The sequence below is a fragment of the Candidatus Beckwithbacteria bacterium genome (assembly GCA_012797845.1).
Lineage (GTDB): Bacteria > Patescibacteriota > Microgenomatia > UBA1400 > UBA1449 > JAAZOH01.
In genome coordinates, this window is sequence record JAAZOH010000004.1 from 21,345 (window position 1) to 40,542 (window position 19,198).

Sequence of the window (19,198 nt, forward strand, 5' to 3'; positions counted from 1 at the left end):
ATGCAACTAAATGATTCCCAGCAAAAAGCTGTCAAACACCAGAAAGGTCCGCTCCTTATTATTGCCGGCGCCGGGACGGGTAAAACTACAGTTATTACCGAACGGATTAAGTATTTAATCAAAAAAGAAAAACTGGAAGCTAATAATGTAGTGGCTCTGACGTTTACCGAAAAAGCAGCTGGGGAAATGATTGAGCGACTTGATCAAGTTATGCCGTATGGGTATGAAGAACCATGGATTTGCACTTTTCATGGCTTTTGTGAGCGGATATTAAGATTGGAAGGTTTGGAAATTGGACTCTCACCTGACTATAAAATTTTGACAACACCTCAGGAATGGATTTTACTGCGGAAGTATGTATTTGAATTAGGATTAAAACATTACGCTCCCTTAAGTAGTCCTAATCGCTTTATTCATAGTTTGATCAAGTTTTTTTCAAGATTGCAGGATGAAGATGTAAACGAATCGGAACTTGAACCATTTTTAGAAAATAATGAAAAGATTCTTCTCCTTCGACAAGCTCAGGATCAGGATGACGCAATTAAAGAAGAAATAGAAAAATATCAGGAGTTGTTTAGAGCATATAAAAAATACCAAGAACTGAAGCTTAAAGAAAACGTTTTGGATTTTGGTGATTTAATTACCTGGACATTAAAACTTTTCCGAGAGCGAAAATCGGTTTTGGCAAAGTACAAAAAACAGTTTAAATATATTTTAGTAGACGAGTTTCAGGATACTAATTTTGCCCAACTTCAATTAATAAAACTCCTGGCTCCACCTGAGGAAAATCCCAATTTGACTGTAGTAGGAGATGATGATCAGGCTATTTATGCGTTTCGCGGTTCTTCAGTCCACAACATTTTAGATTTTAAAAAACATTACCCAGGAGCTTGCGAAGTAGTTTTAACCACCAACTATCGTAGTGGTCAACCAATTTTAAACACCGCTTACAGTTCAATTATCAAGAATAACCCAGACCGACTAGAACAAATTTTGCAAATTGATAAAAAACTGATTGCAGCTCGGGGTCGAAAACTGCCTGTACCAGCTGTTTTTGAAGTAGAAACTCAGGAACAAGAATCTGATTTTGTAGTTGAGAAAATTTTAGAATTAGTCGGTCAGGATTACACGTATAAAGATGTGGCTATTTTAGCTAGGGCCAACAACCATTTAGACCAATTTGTGGCGGCGTTTCGCCGAGCTGGTATCCCATATCAGCTAGTTGGCAATCGGGGGTTGTTTGATCAGGATGAAGTTCGAGATTTACTTTTTTTCTTAAAAGTGGCAGCTGATCCATGCGATCAAACTTCACTTTTTTATTTGCTACACAATCAAGTTTTTGAAATAAAGCCCGAAGAGCTACTAAATTTACTAACCCAAGCTAAACAAAATAGCATGCCGCTTTGGCAGCTGCTCTCTGAAAAAGCTAGCAGCCTAAGTGATTACAAAAAGATTGTTGGCTATATTGCCAAGGCCCAAGAGCAAGACACTAAAAAGCCGATCACTGAAATTCTGCATGATTTTATTCATGCCAGTGCTTACTTGAATCAGTATTTGAAAGAAGACAGCATTGAAAATCAACTAAAACTCAAAAATATCAATCTCTTTTTTAATAAACTTAAAGTCTTTGATAATGATTTTCCTAAAGCTAGTTTAGCTGATGTAGTTGAGTATTTTGATCTTCTCCAAGAGGCTGGAGAAAATCCAGCTCAGGCCCAAATTGAAGATATTGATACGGTTTCGCTACTCACTATCCATGCGGCCAAAGGTTTGGAGTGGCCGATTGTGTTTTTAGTCAATATGGTCTCAGACCGCTTTCCATCTCGGAACCGCAGTGACGGCCTCGAAATTCCGGATGATTTTATTAAGCAAAAATTGCCCAAAGGCGATGCTCATTTACAGGAGGAACGGCGCTTATTTTATGTGGCAGTTACTAGAGCTCGGGATTACCTGTTTGCAGTCTATGGGAAAGATTACGGTGGAGCCAGGGCTAAAAAAGCTTCAGGGTTTTTATCTGAACTGGGCGTTGATATGCAAAGTTGGCAACCTAAAAGTGGTCAGCTATCATGGCTGACTCAAATGCAAGGTGTTTCAGCACCGCAGCCTCGCAAAGTTTTAGACGGTAAATTGCAACTCAATACTTTGTCTTATTCGCAAATTGATACATACCAAACTTGTCCCTTACGCTATAAATACCAGTACGTCCTGCAGGTGCCAACCCGACCGACTCACAACATTACCTTTGGCAGTACGATTCACAATACTTTACAAAAATTTCACCGTTTTGAAATCAAAGACCAAAAGCCGGATTTAACTACCCTTCTTCATATTTACGAAAAAGAGTTTCAAACCTTGGGCTATGAATCTGAAGCTCACCGGCAAAAACGCTTTGAACAAGGTAAAGAAGCTCTAACCAATTATTATCACCATTATCAGGAACAATTTGAAGGTAAGCCTCAATCGTTGGAAGTTTCTTTTCGCTTACAACTGGATCACACACCGTTGGTTGGCCGGATTGACCGGGTAGATAATTTGCCAAATGGGGGACTAGAACTGATTGATTACAAAACCGGTAAAACCCGGGAGCAAAAAGAAGTGGATAAAGATGAGCAGCTATCCGTTTACTCCATGGCCTCACAGCAGATTTTTGGCAAAATCCCAGAAATTTTATCGCTTTATTTTATCGATGATGGAGTTAAAGTCAGTACTACCAGAACTGCCCAGCAACTGGAAAAAATAAAAGAAGAGCTGATTCAAGTGGTGGAAAAAATCAAGTCCGCTGATTTTGAAGCCACACCTGGGTTTATTTGTAGCTTCTGCCCTTACAACCAGATCTGCCCATTTGCGGTGAAGGTTTAGTTAATTTGTTTTAGCAAGTTGCAGTATGTCTTCAAAGGAATAATTATTGCTGACAAAAACATAAAATTTTAAACCAGAGTCTTTACTAGGTTTTTCATACTGAGAGATAGTAACGACTTTTATCTGATTATTATTAAAAGTGATTACTCCATCAATACTACCCATAGGTCCACTTGCCATCATTGCTTCAATTTCATTCTCACCCTTTTTAAATCTTTTTTCCCAATCCGCATTTATAAACTTTTTTACTAAGCTGATATAGTAGTCATAAGAATTACCTATTATATCTTCATCTTTTATAGTCCACAACTCACCTTCTAAAAATACTGGCCCTAAAAGTTTGTTGTCATCATGGACAAATAAAGCCTCTTCACGATAGTTTTGCTTAACCAGATAAAAATCATTGCCTAATAATTCTCGATAACTATCAAGATCTAAAGATTGATCACCTTCATCTAAAAACTTAAATGTGGAAAGGATTTGATCAAAAACATTTTTCAATTCTTGCGTTTCCCCATCCCATGACAAAAAGATTCTAAAAACATTGCCATCTTTTTCAAAATAAACTAGTTCTCCTGGAGGGTTTTGTCCTCCGGGATATGACTTTTTATAAGCAGGCAGACCATCAATAACGATATTTCTTTCCGCTGTTTTTGCCTCTCCTGTACCATCCCAAGATGCTTGTACAGAAATATCAATTGTTGCATAAGGAGTAATATTGTCTAAAAAAATTGTTGTTGAAGCTAAATACCCTGTATAATTTGTTTCTTTTAAACTTGCTAATTTTGGATATTTAAACTCAAAGCCATACCCTTCGCTCGTATATGTTTCCCAATCAGCAGTTTCATCAACTTGAGCTTGAGGAGTGGGGGTTGGGGTAGGATTTTGGCTTGCTACAGGTGGTTGATTAGCAATTTGTTTCTTAGTTAAGTATTGACCAGCTAGAAATCCAGCTAGACCAATAAAGCAAATAGCCACTAATCCAAGCGCTACATATAGTAATTTGCTGTTTTTTGGTTTGGGTTGGAATTCTTCCTGAGGAGTTGCAGGATTATTAATTGGGGTGGGTTGTTGAGAATTTTGCATATAGTTTATGATCTCAGGATTATTGATATGGTGTCAACTAGCGCTGAAACCAAGCTTAAACTTGGTAAATCCCTTCCAACCAGAATTGAGTTTGGGAAAGCGCTCATCCCATAAACCTTCAAAGTCAAAGATTTTCATCTTGCGTTTTTTGCTTTCCAAAATTGCTTGCCAAATACATAAAGTTGGAGCAAAAAGTTGATGGCTTTTTAGAGTTGAAGCGTTGTGCCAATAGAAAGCCATATTAGGAGTAGTTAGGATAAGACAAGTGGCCAACAGGTTATTAGTAATAGATTCTTCGCTACGCTCAGAATGACACTTTTGAGAAATAAAGACAAAAAAACATTTCCCTCCAAAAGATCTGACTAAGTTTTCTAGCTCTGAAAATTTAGGTTTAAACAGCCAGTTGTGCGGTTTATTTTTTGACCACAGTTGATAGAAATTTTGCAATTGTTCTTTGCTTGTTTTATCTCCAGAAATAATTGAAACTACTAATTTTTGTTGAGCCTTGCGTAAGTTATAACGGGTTTTAGCTTTTAAGTTTGCCAATAAATAGTTTTCAGATTTAGTTACGTCAAGCCATAGGGTTTTAGTAGGTAAAACTGGCCAAGAATTATTTTTATCTTTAGTAAAATAAATCTGATCTTTTTTTTGTTTAGCAATAATAAAAGGTTCTTGCTTAAAAATTACAACTCTATGTTTTCTTTTGATTTGCTTAACCATTTTGGGGTCGAGTGATTTTTTAGCGCGCAAAATTTTAACCAAACCAAAAGGAGTTAAGGGAATAGTGCGGTAAGAATAAAAAACTGTGTCTTTATCTTGTCTTAAAACACCTTGTTGCCAGCCAAGGGTTTGCATAAATTGGTTGAACTGCGATGTTTGACGGACATCAATAAGATTAGTATTTGAAAACATTTACAATGGGAGGGCGGCTTTTAACTTAAGCAATTTCCAACGGGCTTTATCAGCTATTTGATAAACCTGGTATTTAGGCTGATCAATCACATAATCAAATGTGCCCATAAATTCCATCAAAGTTGGGCCATAGCCTTGCTTGAATTTATGAAAACCCATCCAGGGATCTTTTGGATCAGGGTCAGGACCAAGGCTACCCCACATGTCAAAAATCTGGCAGCCAGCTTGCTTACCATAGCGTATAGCTTCCCACATCATTAGATTGCTAGCCATCACTTCGCGGTCAGCAGAGCTAGAAGCGCCATATGGATAATACAAAATTTGATTAAAGGTAAATAAAATCCAAGTAACTAAAGTATTGCCTTGGTGAGTTGCTTTAAGAAGGTGAGCAATCCCAGCTGGTTTTAAGACTGACCACATTTGGCGGTGATACTTTTCGTTGTGAGCATAAAAGCGTTGCCGTTTGGTGGTTTCCTCAAAAGTTAATTTGAGATAATCTTCAAATGCCGATTCACTATTATCTTCGCTAATTTCCACCCCTTTGCGTTGAGCCAGTCCCACATTGTAGCGGGTTTTTTGCTTCATATTTGCCAGAAGTTCTTGCTCTGAAAGCCTAAGATTAGCCATGAAACTGTATTTAGTAAACATCGGCTTACCAAAGACACAGCTATGCTCTTTAAGATATGTTTTGGCTTCAGCCAACTTTTCCTTATTATCAGTTTCAGCTATTTGATATACATTGGGTTCAAGTTTAATAAAGATTGCATTTTTAGCTTTGCCCAGATCTTTCAAAGCAGCCAGAACTTCTTCACTAGGTAAAACTGATTTTGGCAAATAACCAATAGTAAAAGGAAATTTAGGTACAGGATGAAAGGTGATAGTAAAACCATTGACAATTTTGCTGCCATTAAATTCACCAAGACGAACTACATCAATACCAGTTTTGGCACGAAACTCGCCCCATTCCCAAGACTGAAGCGGATGGGCCACCGCCTGGTTATAGCTATCTTTTTCTTCTGGTCGTACTTCTCGAACTAACATAATGATAAAATGGATTTATTGATGTTACCTTGATCTACCAGCTGTCGGATCGAAATGACAAGGTTAAGTATTTTTATTATAACGCACCATGAACCCAACAGACTATAGCAATACACTCTTTTGGCAACGGATCAAACGTTGGCTATTACGGCATATTTGGTTTACTAGGGTAGTAATTATCTTATCGTTTTTGGCGGTACTGACAGTTTTAATTAGCCTATTTAGTAAACCAGTTTCAAGCTTGTTGCAAAAAATTCTATATGGTCCGAAAGTAGTCACGACTTTTTTTACTGATCCGCTATACACATTGCCCTCATATCAAAATCATACCAATATTTTAATTCTGGGCAAAGGTAATGCTAGCCATGAAGCGGCTGATTTGACAGACACTATTATTTTTTTGTCACTGGATTTAGTTAATAACGAAGTACTGATGCTCTCGATTCCCCGCGATATTTGGATCACCTCTTTAGCAGCCAAAATTAATACAGCCTACTATTATGGTGAACAAAAGGAAAAAGGCGGTGGTTTTCCTTTGGTTGAAGATGCCGTCTATGAAATTGTTGGTCAACCAATTCACTATGTAGCTATGGTTGATTTTGACGGTTTTGTCAAACTGATTGATTTGCTGGGCGGAGTAGATGTAACCGTTGACCAGAGTTTTACTGATGAATTTTACCCTATCCCTGGCAAAGAAGATGATGAGTGTAATGGTGATCCGGAGTTTAGATGCCGTTATGAAGTTTTACACTTTGAAAAAGGTTTGCAACATATGGATGGGCAAACAGCGCTTAAATTTTCCCGCTCCCGGCATGCCGAAGGGGATGAAGGCACTGATTTTGCCAGATCAGCTAGACAACAAAAAGTCTTAAAAGCTATCAAAGAAAAACTCAGTTCTTCACAAGTCTATCTTAATCCCAGCAAATTACTGGAACTTAAAAAGCTGGCTTCACAATATATTACGTTTAATAAAGATATTTCTGAAAAAATTTATGCTGGTCTGGCTGGTTTTGGTTATAATTTTTGGCGATCTGGTAAAGAAATTACCACAATCACACTAGATACTGGCGATGACGATAACCCAGGTTTTTTAGTTAATCCTCCTGTTGAAAAATATGATCAGTGGGTGTTGGAGCCCAGTGCCGGAACGTGGGATGAGTTTCAGGCTTATTTACGGCAGAAGATGAAATAAGTTTATCCTGGCATTTCTACTACACCATATCCAGTATCAATTGCCTCTCTTACTTTTGGTTTACATGCTCGATCTGTCCTTAGATTAACGCCCATACCGTGATAAGGTCCAGCGGAATCTTTTTGGATTAGTTCTTTTGCTGTAGAACAACCAGTTTTTTCAAGAATTAATGCTAAAAATTGTTGATGTATATCTGTTGATAGAGGTTCAACGTCCTTTGATCTCATAAAATGAGTATATGATTATTTAAATTGTTCGTAAAGCTCAGGATTTTTAAACGGGATTAAAGCTAAAATTATCGCTTCACTGTAATAGCTACTTCGATTGATTAAATTGTGAGTTAGTAATCCGACAGCTCCGTTTTTATATTTGCTATTGGTCCGACCAAAAACAATATCATCAGCTTCACCCAACTCTTTACCTTCTTTAATAAGTTCAGTTATTTTTGGTGGCAGATAAAAAGTGCCGGTTTTGGCCTGACCAAGATTACTTTTACTCGTAATTACGACCCAGGCGAAGGTTCTCATTTTACCATCTACTACTTCAATACCTCCTTCAATGCCAATCCAGTAATCAGCCTGAGGTTTTTGGACTTGAGCAGCTTTAGCTCGATTAGAAGCACCCTGAAATGTTTCAAGGTCAGTCATGGGTTGTTTACCAACTCCGGAATCAACTTTGATACCTTTATAGTTGTATATTTCTTGAGGAAACATTTTTTCAAAACCAAGTTTAGTGGCTTCTATTTTAATTGGATTTTGAGAGGCGATGATGACTTTTTTCATATACTAAAATAACCAGTAGAACCTGGGAATAAATTGAATTTCTAATTCTTCCAGTTGTGCTTCGAGATTTTCTCGATCTATGATTACTTGCTTTCTCGTATTTTCATACTCTTGATTATTAAATTTTGCAATAAATCGAATATTTTCATCCGTTATTCTTTCCATTTCCTTTCTATGCCTTTCAAATAAACCTCTATTTAATTCTACTATTTCTATGCAAGCGTTTGATGCTTTTTCAACTTCTTGTAGAGAAGGTTCACCATTTTTTTTATATAAGTATAAAGTTCTGTAAAGCTGTCCAATTAGTTCACTTAACAAACCAAGAAAATCTAATAGATGTGGAGGTTTTTCATTAATTTCTATTGGTGAATCAATCTTAGCGGAAATATTACAATCTTGTATTAACAATCCTTCTTCCATAAATATTTACTCTCCAAATTGATAACCTTTCTTTGCTAGTAACAAATATGGATAGCCACGCAACTCCTCTTTGCCAACTTGAGCATGTAGTTCTTCCAAAATTTCATATAAATACTCTTTGGCTGCTTGAGGGGTAGGAAATTGTCTTTTAGCTTCCAGCTCAATAAAACTACCTAAATCTTTAACCTCATCGATAGCAACTTCAACTTGTTTGTAATCCCAAGTACTCCGATTCTTATCAACTACGGCTAATGTTTTAAAATCTAAGCTTGTCAAAATTTTTTCTAAAACGCTAATATTGTCAAGGCTACTTTCAAACTCATCACAATAGTCGGTGACTTTAGTATTTTCTGGATAGTAGTGTTTGTAAGTAATACAATTACCTTTTGAGCTATGGCGTAAACGCAACCATTCGTAGGGATATTTAGTAGCCAGAAAATCCCGATGCTTAGGTGTGTAATAAATGTCTTTTTGATGAGTATTTTTAGCTAGCAGTTTGGCTTTTTTTTGTAAAAAAGCAATTACTTCTTCAGGGTTTTTGAGAGGCAGTTTAATTTCGATTTCGATGTCATTAGGATTCATAAAAGAAAAACAATTCCTGTCTACGCAGGAATAACGATTATTTAACTTTATAAATTTTTAAGCCTGGTTCTTCATAATCGATAATAAAATGTTCATCCAAAAATTGCTCGTTATTTTCAAACATACCCCGACTACTGCTATCTAAAATGATCCAATCAATACTGTATTTTTTAATCAAATCTAAGGCCTGAGGTTCACCTTGATATATTTTCCTAACCTCTTCTAGTCTTGAATTATAATCAATCCCCCAAGACCAAAGCCAACCCCGATAACCCATCATAATTTGTCGACCAGTTAAAACCGAAGCCCACTGTAAATGCCAATCACTGTTTAAGATAATATCATTATGGCTAGATTTACGTCGAAGCATTTGCGCTAAATCGATTTCATGAGAAGTCAACATCGGTTGTTCATTAAATTGAAGTAGTCTAAATAGATCAAGAGTACCAGCTAAAATTAAAAAGATACATAATATAGTTGCAAGTAATTTGCCTGCTATTTTTTTCTGCCAGACAAAAGATAGCGCTTGGACTGCTAAAAAACACCAAAAAAGATACACCCAAATAAATAGTTTGGCATTATCCCAATCATAAGGCTGAAATAGCCAGATATTAGCCAATCCAAAAATCAGTAAAAAAGCCAGGTAAATGTTTCTTAGCTTAGTTTTTTTCCAAATTTGCCAAAAACCAATGGCAACCACTGGTAAAAAAACTCCCCAATTTTTAAACCAAAACAAAAACCAAGCCCACAAAGTCCCATTATTATGAGCTAGCCAACCCAGTTGCAATCTCATAAAAGTGCCCAAGTCACGATCAAACCCCCAAAGAAAAAATGGTAAAGCAGTTAGAAATGCTCCTGCGCCAAAAAGTAACCACTTATACCAATACCGATAAGACATCAATAGTAGCCAAAAACATAGAAAGAAAAGAACAATAACTGTATGAACATGAACATAGGTGAGTAGTCCAGTGACTAAACCGGCCAAGAAAAGAGTCAGGTTTTTGACTTTAAAATCTTTAAGATACAGCCAGATAACAAAACAGAAAACCCAAATGCCCAAACCCATGCCAGCTAACATGGCTCGCTGTGGAATTAAAAAACCTAAAAACACGTTATACATCCAATACCCTAAATCAGGAATATGCGTGTTGGCGTAGCGGATATTTTCCGACAAACTAGGGTCTTTTAAAAATTCTATAAACCCTAAACTTCCGCCAGTGAAAAACACACAAATTGCTAAAAAAATTTGAGCTTCATGTTTAACAAGCATTTTACCTAAGGTATATAAACCTAGTAAAAGTGAGAAAGAAAAAGCTATGGATGGTAAGACCATAGCTTGAGGTAGGGTAAAACCAACCTTTAAAAGATTAGCAGAAAGGAGATTGGTAAAAAGAGGATAAGCTAATTTTTGGCCATAAAACAAAGGATTATTAGCAAGAACTGCTCCCAATGGTCTGGAATACAGATTCATAACCTGGCTAATATGCATAGCCCAATCAGCCCAAACAATCCACCAACCGGTGGTTAAATTACCATCGCTATCAACGTAAAGCATCTTGGGCCAAAAGGTAAGAAAAAAGACTCCCCAAGTTGCTAATAGAATCAGCAGCCAGCGATTTTTTTTAAAATCAAATTTAAAATCTATATATGATTGGTGAGGAAATGATTTTTTCAACGCCATGTAGTTAGCCAGCGATGCTGTTCGACATTTGGTTTTGATAAAGGAATCCCAGTCCAAAAAGGATAGAAATACCAAAAAGTTATAAAAACTGAAATCAAGAAAAAATAAACAAACGCCTTGAGGACAGCATTATGATACCAAATAAACCACAGGGTAAAAGCCAAGATAATGCACATAATGGGTACGGCTGGTAAGTAATGATACAAAAACATAATTCGGGGTGAATCAATCCATTGTAGCCAAGCCGTAGGATATGCTAGAAGCAAAAACCATAAATTTTTGTGCCTAGTAATTATGGCTAAAAAGAAAGTAAAAAAGACAGCTACAAAACCACACCAGAAAATCAAAGGATGTCCAAAGGCATAAATATTAGCAATTGTATCTTGCTGATAATTTACCCAAAACCAAACCGGTTTAAGATCCAATGGCCAGGAAATAGCTGGCGACTGTGAAGGGTGAGTAGCAACCAAATGAGAATGATACCAATACATTTGCTGATGCAGTTCAATAATTTTGTCAAAACCATAGTGCCAAAACACAAAACTAAAACTAAACGCATAAACTACAAAACCAGCTGCAATATATAAAATCATGTGTTTGTAAAGTTTTAGAATATTTATAAGTATTGCCTTTGGATCACGAGACCACTTAGTGTGTAATATAAAAAAAACAAAGACATATGCTAATACAAATACCCCAGTCCATTTACAGGCTGAAGCGGCTCCCCAAAAGAGCGCTGAAACAAAAAACTTTTTTTTAAGCAAAAAATAAATACTGGTAGTAATAAAAAGTGTTAACAATGAATCAACGAGGGCAATGCGGGATAGGGTTAGAACCAAACCATCGCAAGCTACTAAAAAAGCCGCTACTAAGGGAATAAATTTATTTTTAGGAAAAAGCAACTCGCTCAATTTAAAAACAACAAAACTAAGAAGTACGCCAGCTATCATAGGTGCTAATCTTCGGGAAAAAGAACTTTGACCTAAAAGTCTAATTGGTAAAGACACAATAATTCGGCCTAGGGGAGGGTGGTCCCAGTTGTAAGCAAAACCTTCTGGTGCTGGATAATCCCAAACCCAAGCTTTATTATTTCCAGCTGCATACTGTTCGGCGGTAAAGCCGGCATACACTTCATCAAAAACGTACTCATTTGGATAATACAGTTGCCAGGATTTAGTAATTACGGCAAAAAGCAAGATTACCAGTAAAAGTAAAGTATAGTAGTTCTTGTTAAAAAATTTACGTAAACGAAACATAACTTAAAGTAGTAAAAGTAGTAAGCCAATAGTAACACCAATCACTCCAGTCAATTTTTTGCGATTTAAATCGTCTTTGTAAAAATAGGCAGCACATAACGTTACCAGAGAAATTGAAGCTGCATTCATAGCATTAATGTATCCAGGGTTGGGTGCAAATTTATACCCTATTTGCATAAATAAATTAAACAACATAGCGCTAACCCCAATTAAGATCAATATTTTCAGTTGGGAGCTGTTATACAAAAATTGTTTTTTTCTTATTTTCATTTCTATGATAGTAAATAACGAGACAAATAGAAAAATATAAAAAAGAAAAACTAATATTTCTATTCCCTGTCCAATAAAATATTTTGAAGCTAAAGCTAAGCCACCCCAAGCAAAAAAAGCACCGAAAGCATATAGAACCCAAGTTTTTGAAGCTCTGACTTCTTTTTGTTTATTTTTATCAACCATAATCACGGCACTAAAAATAATAATGAGTAAAATCGCCATTATTTCTTTAGCTGACAAAGCTGAATCGAAAATTAAAACTGCAGTCAAGGTGGTAAAAATGACGTAACTTTTGGACAGAATTAAGCTATAGCCAGGATTTGGAGCCAAACGAATACTATTTAATGAAAACACATTTCCTAAGTAACTTAGAAAAAAACCAGCTAATGCAAAAACACCGATCCAATGCCAAGGAATAAATAACGAATTGGATTGAAATACATTCATCACTAGAAAAATGAAAGTTGGGATAGCAAACATAGCAAAATTATTAAAAACTGTTTCAGTTTTCAGTTGTTGACTTTTGCGCACCAGAAGATATAAAGCAACAGAAGATATGAGCATAATAAAACCTGCCAAGATCCAGTTCATATATAGAATTATAGTCTACAGAAAAGTTTGTGTTAATTAGAGTTTAGAGGAGAAGTCCGATTGCTACCAAGACCACCCCACCAAGTGTAAATAGGAAAGTGGGTGGTAAACCTCCAGCTTTGGGAAGCTCAGGGGCTTTAGGAGGTTGAGGTGTATCTGTTGGAGTAGCTGTAGGAGTTGGAGTAGAGCAAGTACAGTCAGACTCTTCGTTACATGATGGATTGACGCAACGTTTGGTACCATTGATTTCTTCGCAAGTCATACTGCCACTGCATTCATCATCGTTATTACACTCACCCCAACAGTCAGGACAGCTACAATCAGTTTGCAGAGGGCAGTCATTATTGACACATCGATTAACCCCATTGATGCTTTTACATGTCAAACTATCTGGGCAATCTTCACTTGAATCACATTCTTCATAACATCCTGGACAGCTACAGCTTTCACTAGTTGGACATGATGAATTAATACATCTCATAACCCCATCAACACTTTGACAAGATAAACTATCAGGACATTCATCCTTATTATTACACTCTTGATAACAAGTTGGGCAACTACAATCAGTTTGTAAGGGACAACTAGCATTAACACACATTTTTTGGACAATATTGTTGTAAGTTACATCTTTACAAATTAGTCCACTAGTACAGTCCGCATCAGTCGAACAATTACCAGAATAACATGAATTTTGGCCAACACTAAAATTAATCTCGCACACATTAGCACTAGGTGTGCTTTCATCTTCACCTTCAAGTTGAAAGACTTCTGGGGTAGTAGCTTGTTGGCTAACAGTACTACTGGGAGTTTGAGTGTCGGAAACGATGTCTTGCTGATTTGTTTTTAAATAAACCAACATTAAACCAGCAGTTACAATCAAGCCTGTAAAAAGTAGAATTGGTACAATTAAAAATACAGTTTTCAAAACCGAATGTTTAGGCTTTGTTGAGTTTTCAGGTTCCTGTTTTGGTTGTTCCAGTTTCTTTTTTTCAGGAGGTTCAGACTTAGAATCTGCTTTATTTTCATCAATAGTATTTTCTAAAGGAGTTGGAGGAAGAGTGCTGCTTATTGTGTTTTGTTCTGTTGCTAAAGAAGTTGGTTGAATAAGTGCTTCATCTATGTCTATTTTTTCCGGATTTACTTTTTCCTCCATGGAAGTAGGTTTAACTGTGTTATCAATAGTATCTATATGAACTGGATTACTATGCTTATGAGGTTTATTGAAATTGGGTGTTTTAACTAAGTGAGGTTTAGAAGTTGATGTATGATTATCAAAATCCATAAAATTAAGCCTTGTTTATAACCTTAGCATAGAATCCGGTGGTAAGTAAAACAAAACCAAGCAACAAAATCCCATAGGTTGGTAGTGAAAAACCAGAAGTGGGAGTTCCACTTTCAGTAGAGGGCATGCTACTGCGAGTAACTGAAGTAGCTGAAGGGGTAGCTTCAAAGGCTGGTAAATCATCGCCACCTACTCCAGCAGTAGCGATAACAAAGCTGCGGTTTAATGTCTGATTGTCACCATTACTATCAGTATAATCAATGGTAAGTGTATGAGATCCCTCAGCTAGATTGGAGTTTGGACTATAGCTCCAGGTTCCTTCGCTATCTACTACTGCAGTAGCAGTTGTGGTACCACTATCAATTTGAATTGTTAAAACTTTATTAGCAGGGCCTTCTCCAAAAAAATCAGGTTGAGTTGTGTTTAGTTCTTCGCCGTCATCAGCTGGATTAGTAATGCTTACAGGAATACTTTCAAGTGGATTTTGTTCTAATTCTTGGGCATAGGTTTCTGGCATTTCTCCGCTATCAGTAGCTTCTTCATCTGGCTCTATTGGTAAAGCTTCTGGTTCTGTAGTTTCTTCATCTGTTGCAAGAATTTCATCAGTTGGAAAATCCTGAACTTCTTCATCAATAGTTGAAGGCATTGGCTCAGGTTCTGCTTGAGCTAAAGCTGTAAAGTCATAGGTTTGACCAAGAGTTATAGCTGGTACAGGAGAATCATTGGCAGTATTGGTAGTTACATTACTAGTTTTACCGTCACCTTGAACCATAATATCAATAATTGTTGTTTCCGGGTCATATTGAGCATACTCTGTGAGTTTAGTGGTGCGAGCATTTGCAAGACTAATGAGCCAACTACCATCCTTTTTAACTTGAGTTGAAAGAGGAGTTACGCCTGGAATAGTAACATACACAATAGAACCACTGGCAGGAGCACCACTTTCTAAACTAACTGTTCCGTTGATCAAATCAGTTGGAGGTTGTGAACCTAGGGTGGGAGCGGTTTTTACAGAATATGCTTCACCATTATCATTAAAAGAGATTAGTTTTTCTCCTGATTTAATCTCAAAATTATACGTAGTGGCAGGTTGCAAACCGGTAATTGTAGCGTGATGAACTTTATAATCCTGAGCTTGGCCTGTTAGCTGATCATTATCATCAAGTTGTACTTGGTCAAGTTTGCCTTTGCTGCCATAGGCAATTGATCCTTTAGTAGCAGCATCGGTCAGCCATGAGACGGTAAAGCGGTCATGAGAAACATTGGTAATTTTGACTTTTTTAGGGGTAATAGTTGGATCTTTCTGAAATGTCAGAAGGCCTTTTTGATAAACAAAATAGCCACCAAAGAGTAAAGCAATCAAAACAACAGTAACTCCAAGATAAGTAAATAATTGCTTTGTATTCATAGAGCAGTTTAATATGTTTATTCTAATTCTCCGGAACCACTAGCTATTAGCTCTTGTACCTGGGCAGGTAGAGAGACTCGATTATTAGCTGTATTAATACTAGCAGATTTGCTGATGCTAATGCTAGTATAAGGTTCGATTTTTGCTAGATCGATTCTAGGTACTACAAACCTACCTTGAACAAGATCAATAGCCTGTTGGTTAAATAAATTTTTGATAGGTTTAGCTGCTGCTTTAGCAGTTGTGGTTGCAAAATTGACATTTTTACTTTTACTCATATCAATAAAAAACCAGAGCAAACTAGTGATTAAAAGTAAAAAAGTAATAATAAACCAGTGGTTAATGCCTTGACGTTTATTTGCCATACATTTATTCTTCCAGTTTGTTACCAAAATAAACAGTACATCTTAGATTTAAGCTCAGTTGAGATGACTGTTTACCTGTTTGTAAAACTGCAGTATCTATATGAGCAATACGAATATGCTGCTCCAAATCATTGATAAATTTTTTAATACCCTCATAAGAGCCCTGAGCATTGAGGTTGATCGAAATAGCCTTCACCCCGTTTGGTAGCTGTTGTTTTTTACTCTCTGTTTTAGATGGGTCTTCATCTATTTCAGTTTGATCAAATAAGGGAAATTCTGAAAAAGAAAGCGAGGAAACGAGTAAATCATTCCTTTGGATAAAATAGCGAAGCTGTTGTTCAAAGAGTAAAAAATTATGATCATCCGGTAAAGCTTGATCTGCCAAAGAGATTGTCTGAGACATAGTTTCATAACTAGCGTTTAGGCTTTGAATAGTGTTAATTTTGGTCACTAATGATTTATTTAACGTATCAAATTCTTCTATTTTGTCTTGAAGTTGGGAAATAGTAATAATGGTAGGTTTGACTGCGAAAAGAAATAAAGCAATCACCAGGATTACTGATAAAACAAAATCCAGAGAAGCTTGGGCAAAAGGGTTATTGCGATACTTCTCGTACGTTTTGTTGTAATTACCGAACTGATCAAGATCAAGTGTTTTCATAACTCGGTTTTAGCTAAATCACAAGATAATTTTATAGAAAAACTGATTTCTGGATCAGACAATCCTCCTGAACTTAATTCATCAATAACTATTTCAGAAAACTGAGGCTGAATTTGTAATGATGCCAACATATTTGAAAAAACAGTTTCATTTGGCACTGTTCCTTCAAAAGATAACTGTTGCTGATTTAAAGTAATAGTTTCTAAGACGGCTGTTTTTGGCAAATTATGTTCAAGTAGATTAATAGCTTCAGACAGTGACTGATCATCTTTTGTTAAAGTGTCAATGTTATCAAGGCGGTTTTGTAATTTTCTGATTTTGATTTCAGTATCACCGAGCTGCTGAATAATATCTGTGTTACTTTCAATATTTTCAGCTAATTGATCTACTTTGCGATCAAGACTAAAACGAACCAAAAGTGCGATGATAATAATGAGAAAAGTTCCAAATAAAATCAGCTTACCAATACGCAGAGCCCAATTAAAAGTTTGACCTACAGGACTTGCTTCAAAGGATTTACTGGAAAGCAAATTGATAGCAATAGAAGACTGTTTTTTAGCCATTGTGGACAGGTTTACAATTAGCAATTATTTGTCTAAAGGAATTTGGCTATAGCCGAGATAAAAACACCAAATTTGCCCAGCAGACAAACCTACTTCCATTATAGGCAAGTACACACTCAAGTGTAAAGAAGGGAAAATTGTTTAAAAACTAAAATTAAGCTTTTTTAGCAGTTTTTTTGTCGCTGTTTTTAGGAGTGGTAGCCTGATTAAGTTTAGCTAATTGGCTTTTAAGTCTGGCTACTTTATTTTTATGAAACAGTTTCCGTTTGATAGCTTTATCTAGAGATGAAAAAGCTTCACTTAAATTTTCCTTGGTAGGAGTTTGATAAGCCTTTTTAAGCATAGTTTTAGCTTTGCTTTTAACCGGCTTATTAAAACTAGCGCGACGTTTACTTTGACGAAGAGCTTTTTTAGCTGATTTGATGATTGGCATACGTTATATTTCAATTTTCAATTTCACAATTGAAAGAATTGATTATTCTATTCAAAATTACTGTCGGATTTTACCATTTTGTATCTTTGATTACAAGAGAGCAGCTGTTATCATATCTTCATGGTTGGAAAACTATTTAAAACTGGTGGTCGATTTTTTTCTTCAAAACAAAACTCGATTTTATCAGCAGCCTTTATTTTAATGATGGCTGTGATGATTTCCCGAGTTTTAGGGTTGGTGCGAAACCGCTTATTGGCCGGAACTTTTTTTGGAGGACAGGAATGGCAACTGGATGCGTACTATGCAGCTTTTACCTTGCCTGACATGATTTTTCAGTTGATTGTACTGGGAGCGCTATCTTCAGCTTTTATTCCGGTTTATAGCTCTTACTTAAAAAAAAATGAAGATGAAGCCTGGCAGATTTCTTATGGAGTGATTACTTTGGCTATTATTGGCTTTAGTCTTTTATCAATTGTTATTTTTATCTTTGCTTACCCTTTAAGTAGTTTGATTGCTCCCAATTTTCCATCTGAAAGTTTGCTTGTCATGACCAAACTAACTAGGGTGATGTTGTTAGCGCAATTGTTTTTTTTAGTCTCAAATTTTTTTACAGGAATTTTACAATCACATCAAAGGTTTTTATTGCCGGCAATAGCACCAATCTTATATAACTTAGGCATTATTAGTGGCATTGTCTTACTGGCTCCACAATTTGGGATTTATGGTCCGGCTATTGGAGTAGTTGTCGGAGCTTTATTACATTTGTTAGTACAGCTGCCATTGGTTAAAAAAATTGGTTTTGCCTATAAGCCAAGGCTAGGACTTAATCTTAAGGGTGTAAGAAAAATTGGCAAATTGATGATTCCTCGGACTTTAGCTTTAGCAGTAAGCCAAATCGAAGCTGTATTAGCCGTTTTTTTAGGTTCGGCAATGGTGGCTGGTTCTATTAGTATTTTTAATTTTGCCCAATCAATTTATGCGCTACCAATAGGTTTGTTTGGTTTAACTATTGGCCAAGCGGCTTTCCCCATGCTTTCTAAAGAAACCGATGATGAATCTAATCTTATGCAATTTAAAAACTTGTTTTTATCTTCGTTTAAACAAATTTTGTATTTGACCTTACCCTCTAGCGCATTGTTACTGGTTTTACGGGTACCTTTGGTCAGAATTGTAGTTGGAGCCAAAACTTTTCCCTGGGAAGCTACGCTTTTAACCAGCCAAGCGGTGGCTATTTTAGCCTTATCTGTTGCGGCCCAAGCAGTGATCCAACTTTTAGTCAGATCATTTTATGCGTTGCAAGACACCAAAACGCCTTTGTTCATTGGCATGGTTTCAGTTTTAACTAATGTAGTTTTGAGCTTTTATTTTGTTAACTCTTTAAAATTTGGAGTTATTGGTTTGGCTTTGTCATTTACTCTTGCAGGGATTTTTCAAGCCATTTTATTATTTAGCTTTTTAAATAAAAAAATACACTATTTACCTATAAGCGAATGGGGTTTGCCCATCTTTAAAATGCTCATTGCTACGGTTTTAACTGGTGTATCTTTATGGTTACCGATGCGATTACTAGACCGCTTTATTTTGGATACGACTAGAACTATCAATTTATTGGTTTTGACTGTAGTAGCTGGGGCGTGTGGATTTATCGTCTATCTTGTTTTTTCTAAAATTTTACAAATTAAAGAGCTGGATCAGTTTTTGAAGATTTTTGAAAAATTTGGAGCGTGGCGCAAAGTCTTTGATGAAAGTGAGGAAGTTTTAGCCGAGCCTTCAGCTATCTCCCAATCTGCTCCACTTCAAGAGTAAAT

19 protein-coding genes are annotated in these 19,198 nt (G+C 36.3%); 3 read left to right on the forward strand and 16 right to left on the reverse strand.

What is annotated here, in order from left to right:
• Positions 1–2,859, forward strand: a complete 2,859-nt coding sequence (locus GYA49_00620) for an ATP-dependent helicase (GenBank protein ID NMC35527.1) — start codon at positions 1–3, stop codon at positions 2,857–2,859.
• Here the strand turns inward: GYA49_00620 and GYA49_00625 are convergent, their stop codons facing one another.
• From GYA49_00625 to GYA49_00635, 3 genes are read right to left on the reverse strand one after another with little or no spacing between them, the layout of a single operon-like run.
• On the reverse strand, positions 2,860–3,945 hold the full coding sequence (locus GYA49_00625) for a hypothetical protein (GenBank protein ID NMC35528.1): 1,086 nt from the start codon (positions 3,943–3,945) through the stop codon (positions 2,860–2,862).
• Positions 3,946–3,978: 33 nt separating this feature from the next.
• Positions 3,979–4,857, reverse strand: a complete 879-nt coding sequence (locus GYA49_00630; protein ID NMC35529.1) for a peptidoglycan bridge formation glycyltransferase FemA/FemB family protein — start codon at positions 4,855–4,857, stop codon at positions 3,979–3,981.
• A complete protein-coding gene (locus GYA49_00635; protein NMC35530.1) occupies positions 4,858–5,898 on the reverse strand; it encodes a peptidoglycan bridge formation glycyltransferase FemA/FemB family protein in 1,041 nt (346 codons plus the stop codon).
• 88 nt (positions 5,899–5,986) lie between these two features.
• On the opposite strand from GYA49_00635, the gene GYA49_00640 reads away from it, so the two are divergent.
• A complete protein-coding gene (locus GYA49_00640) occupies positions 5,987–7,090 on the forward strand; it encodes an LCP family protein (protein ID NMC35531.1) in 1,104 nt (367 codons plus the stop codon).
• Between the two features lie 2 nt (positions 7,091–7,092).
• Here GYA49_00640 and GYA49_00645 read toward each other — a convergent pair whose 3' ends face one another.
• From GYA49_00645 to GYA49_00705, 13 genes are all read right to left on the reverse strand, one after another.
• Positions 7,093–7,317: a hypothetical protein gene (locus tag GYA49_00645; GenBank protein ID NMC35532.1), complete on the reverse strand. Its 225-nt coding sequence runs from the start codon at positions 7,315–7,317 to the stop codon at positions 7,093–7,095.
• 15 nt (positions 7,318–7,332) lie between these two features.
• Entirely contained in the window at positions 7,333–7,872 is a 540-nt protein-coding gene (yjjX, locus tag GYA49_00650; protein NMC35533.1) for an inosine/xanthosine triphosphatase, read from the reverse strand.
• 3 nt (positions 7,873–7,875) lie between these two features.
• Positions 7,876–8,292 (reverse strand): hypothetical protein, encoded by a 417-nt coding sequence (locus tag GYA49_00655; protein ID NMC35534.1) that lies wholly within the window; start codon positions 8,290–8,292, stop codon positions 7,876–7,878.
• A gap of 6 nt (positions 8,293–8,298) precedes the next feature.
• Complete coding sequence (gene cyaB / locus GYA49_00660; GenBank protein NMC35535.1) at positions 8,299–8,874, reverse strand: class IV adenylate cyclase; 576 nt, start codon at positions 8,872–8,874, stop codon at positions 8,299–8,301.
• Positions 8,875–8,911: 37 nt separating this feature from the next.
• Positions 8,912–10,555 carry a hypothetical protein gene (locus tag GYA49_00665; GenBank protein NMC35536.1) on the reverse strand — a complete coding sequence of 548 codons (1,644 nt, stop codon included), beginning with the start codon at positions 10,553–10,555 and terminating at the stop codon, positions 8,912–8,914.
• On the reverse strand, positions 10,546–11,811 hold the full coding sequence (locus tag GYA49_00670; protein NMC35537.1) for a phospholipid carrier-dependent glycosyltransferase: 1,266 nt from the start codon (positions 11,809–11,811) through the stop codon (positions 10,546–10,548). Before GYA49_00670 ends, GYA49_00665 begins: the two co-directional genes overlap by 10 nt.
• A gap of 3 nt (positions 11,812–11,814) precedes the next feature.
• A complete protein-coding gene (locus GYA49_00675; protein ID NMC35538.1) occupies positions 11,815–12,648 on the reverse strand; it encodes an EamA family transporter in 834 nt (277 codons plus the stop codon).
• A gap of 70 nt (positions 12,649–12,718) precedes the next feature.
• A complete protein-coding gene (locus GYA49_00680) occupies positions 12,719–13,960 on the reverse strand; it encodes a hypothetical protein (GenBank protein NMC35539.1) in 1,242 nt (413 codons plus the stop codon).
• 4 nt (positions 13,961–13,964) lie between these two features.
• Complete coding sequence (locus GYA49_00685; protein ID NMC35540.1) at positions 13,965–15,368, reverse strand: hypothetical protein; 1,404 nt, start codon at positions 15,366–15,368, stop codon at positions 13,965–13,967.
• A 17-nt stretch (positions 15,369–15,385) separates the two neighbouring features.
• The gene (locus GYA49_00690; protein NMC35541.1) at positions 15,386–15,733 is read right to left on the reverse strand and encodes a hypothetical protein; all 348 of its coding nucleotides are present in this window, start codon (positions 15,731–15,733) and stop codon (positions 15,386–15,388) included.
• A 4-nt stretch (positions 15,734–15,737) separates the two neighbouring features.
• A complete protein-coding gene (locus GYA49_00695; protein ID NMC35542.1) occupies positions 15,738–16,394 on the reverse strand; it encodes a hypothetical protein in 657 nt (218 codons plus the stop codon).
• Entirely contained in the window at positions 16,391–16,957 is a 567-nt protein-coding gene (locus tag GYA49_00700; GenBank protein NMC35543.1) for a hypothetical protein, read from the reverse strand. The genes GYA49_00695 and GYA49_00700 overlap by 4 nt, the downstream gene beginning before the upstream one ends.
• 154 nt (positions 16,958–17,111) lie before the next feature.
• Positions 17,112–17,390: a 30S ribosomal protein S20 gene (locus tag GYA49_00705; GenBank protein NMC35544.1), complete on the reverse strand. Its 279-nt coding sequence runs from the start codon at positions 17,388–17,390 to the stop codon at positions 17,112–17,114.
• A gap of 120 nt (positions 17,391–17,510) precedes the next feature.
• On the opposite strand from GYA49_00705, the gene murJ reads away from it, so the two are divergent.
• On the forward strand, positions 17,511–19,196 hold the full coding sequence (gene murJ, locus GYA49_00710; GenBank protein NMC35545.1) for a murein biosynthesis integral membrane protein MurJ: 1,686 nt from the start codon (positions 17,511–17,513) through the stop codon (positions 19,194–19,196).
• Positions 19,197–19,198 lie beyond the last annotated feature (2 nt).

Bases quoted from the DNA above. Each gene is read 5' to 3' on its own strand.
- GYA49_00620 (NMC35527.1), top strand. From the start codon at position 1: ATGCAACTAAATGATTCCCAGCAAAAAGCTGTCAAACACCAGAAAGGT.
- GYA49_00625 (NMC35528.1), bottom strand. From the start codon at position 3,945: ATGCAAAATTCTCAACAACCCACCCCAATTAATAATCCTGCAACTCCT.
- GYA49_00630 (NMC35529.1), bottom strand. From the start codon at position 4,857: ATGTTTTCAAATACTAATCTTATTGATGTCCGTCAAACATCGCAGTTC.
- GYA49_00635 (NMC35530.1), bottom strand. From the start codon at position 5,898: ATGTTAGTTCGAGAAGTACGACCAGAAGAAAAAGATAGCTATAACCAG.
- GYA49_00640 (NMC35531.1), top strand. From the start codon at position 5,987: ATGAACCCAACAGACTATAGCAATACACTCTTTTGGCAACGGATCAAA.
- GYA49_00645 (NMC35532.1), bottom strand. From the start codon at position 7,317: ATGAGATCAAAGGACGTTGAACCTCTATCAACAGATATACATCAACAA.
- yjjX (NMC35533.1), bottom strand. From the start codon at position 7,872: ATGAAAAAAGTCATCATCGCCTCTCAAAATCCAATTAAAATAGAAGCC.
- GYA49_00655 (NMC35534.1), bottom strand. From the start codon at position 8,292: ATGGAAGAAGGATTGTTAATACAAGATTGTAATATTTCCGCTAAGATT.
- cyaB (NMC35535.1), bottom strand. From the start codon at position 8,874: ATGAATCCTAATGACATCGAAATCGAAATTAAACTGCCTCTCAAAAAC.
- GYA49_00665 (NMC35536.1), bottom strand. From the start codon at position 10,555: ATGGCGTTGAAAAAATCATTTCCTCACCAATCATATATAGATTTTAAA.
- GYA49_00670 (NMC35537.1), bottom strand. From the start codon at position 11,811: ATGTTTCGTTTACGTAAATTTTTTAACAAGAACTACTATACTTTACTT.
- GYA49_00675 (NMC35538.1), bottom strand. From the start codon at position 12,648: ATGCTCATATCTTCTGTTGCTTTATATCTTCTGGTGCGCAAAAGTCAA.
- GYA49_00680 (NMC35539.1), bottom strand. From the start codon at position 13,960: ATGGATTTTGATAATCATACATCAACTTCTAAACCTCACTTAGTTAAA.
- GYA49_00685 (NMC35540.1), bottom strand. From the start codon at position 15,368: ATGAATACAAAGCAATTATTTACTTATCTTGGAGTTACTGTTGTTTTG.
- GYA49_00690 (NMC35541.1), bottom strand. From the start codon at position 15,733: ATGGCAAATAAACGTCAAGGCATTAACCACTGGTTTATTATTACTTTT.
- GYA49_00695 (NMC35542.1), bottom strand. From the start codon at position 16,394: ATGAAAACACTTGATCTTGATCAGTTCGGTAATTACAACAAAACGTAC.
- GYA49_00700 (NMC35543.1), bottom strand. From the start codon at position 16,957: ATGGCTAAAAAACAGTCTTCTATTGCTATCAATTTGCTTTCCAGTAAA.
- GYA49_00705 (NMC35544.1), bottom strand. From the start codon at position 17,390: ATGCCAATCATCAAATCAGCTAAAAAAGCTCTTCGTCAAAGTAAACGT.
- murJ (NMC35545.1), top strand. From the start codon at position 17,511: ATGGTTGGAAAACTATTTAAAACTGGTGGTCGATTTTTTTCTTCAAAA.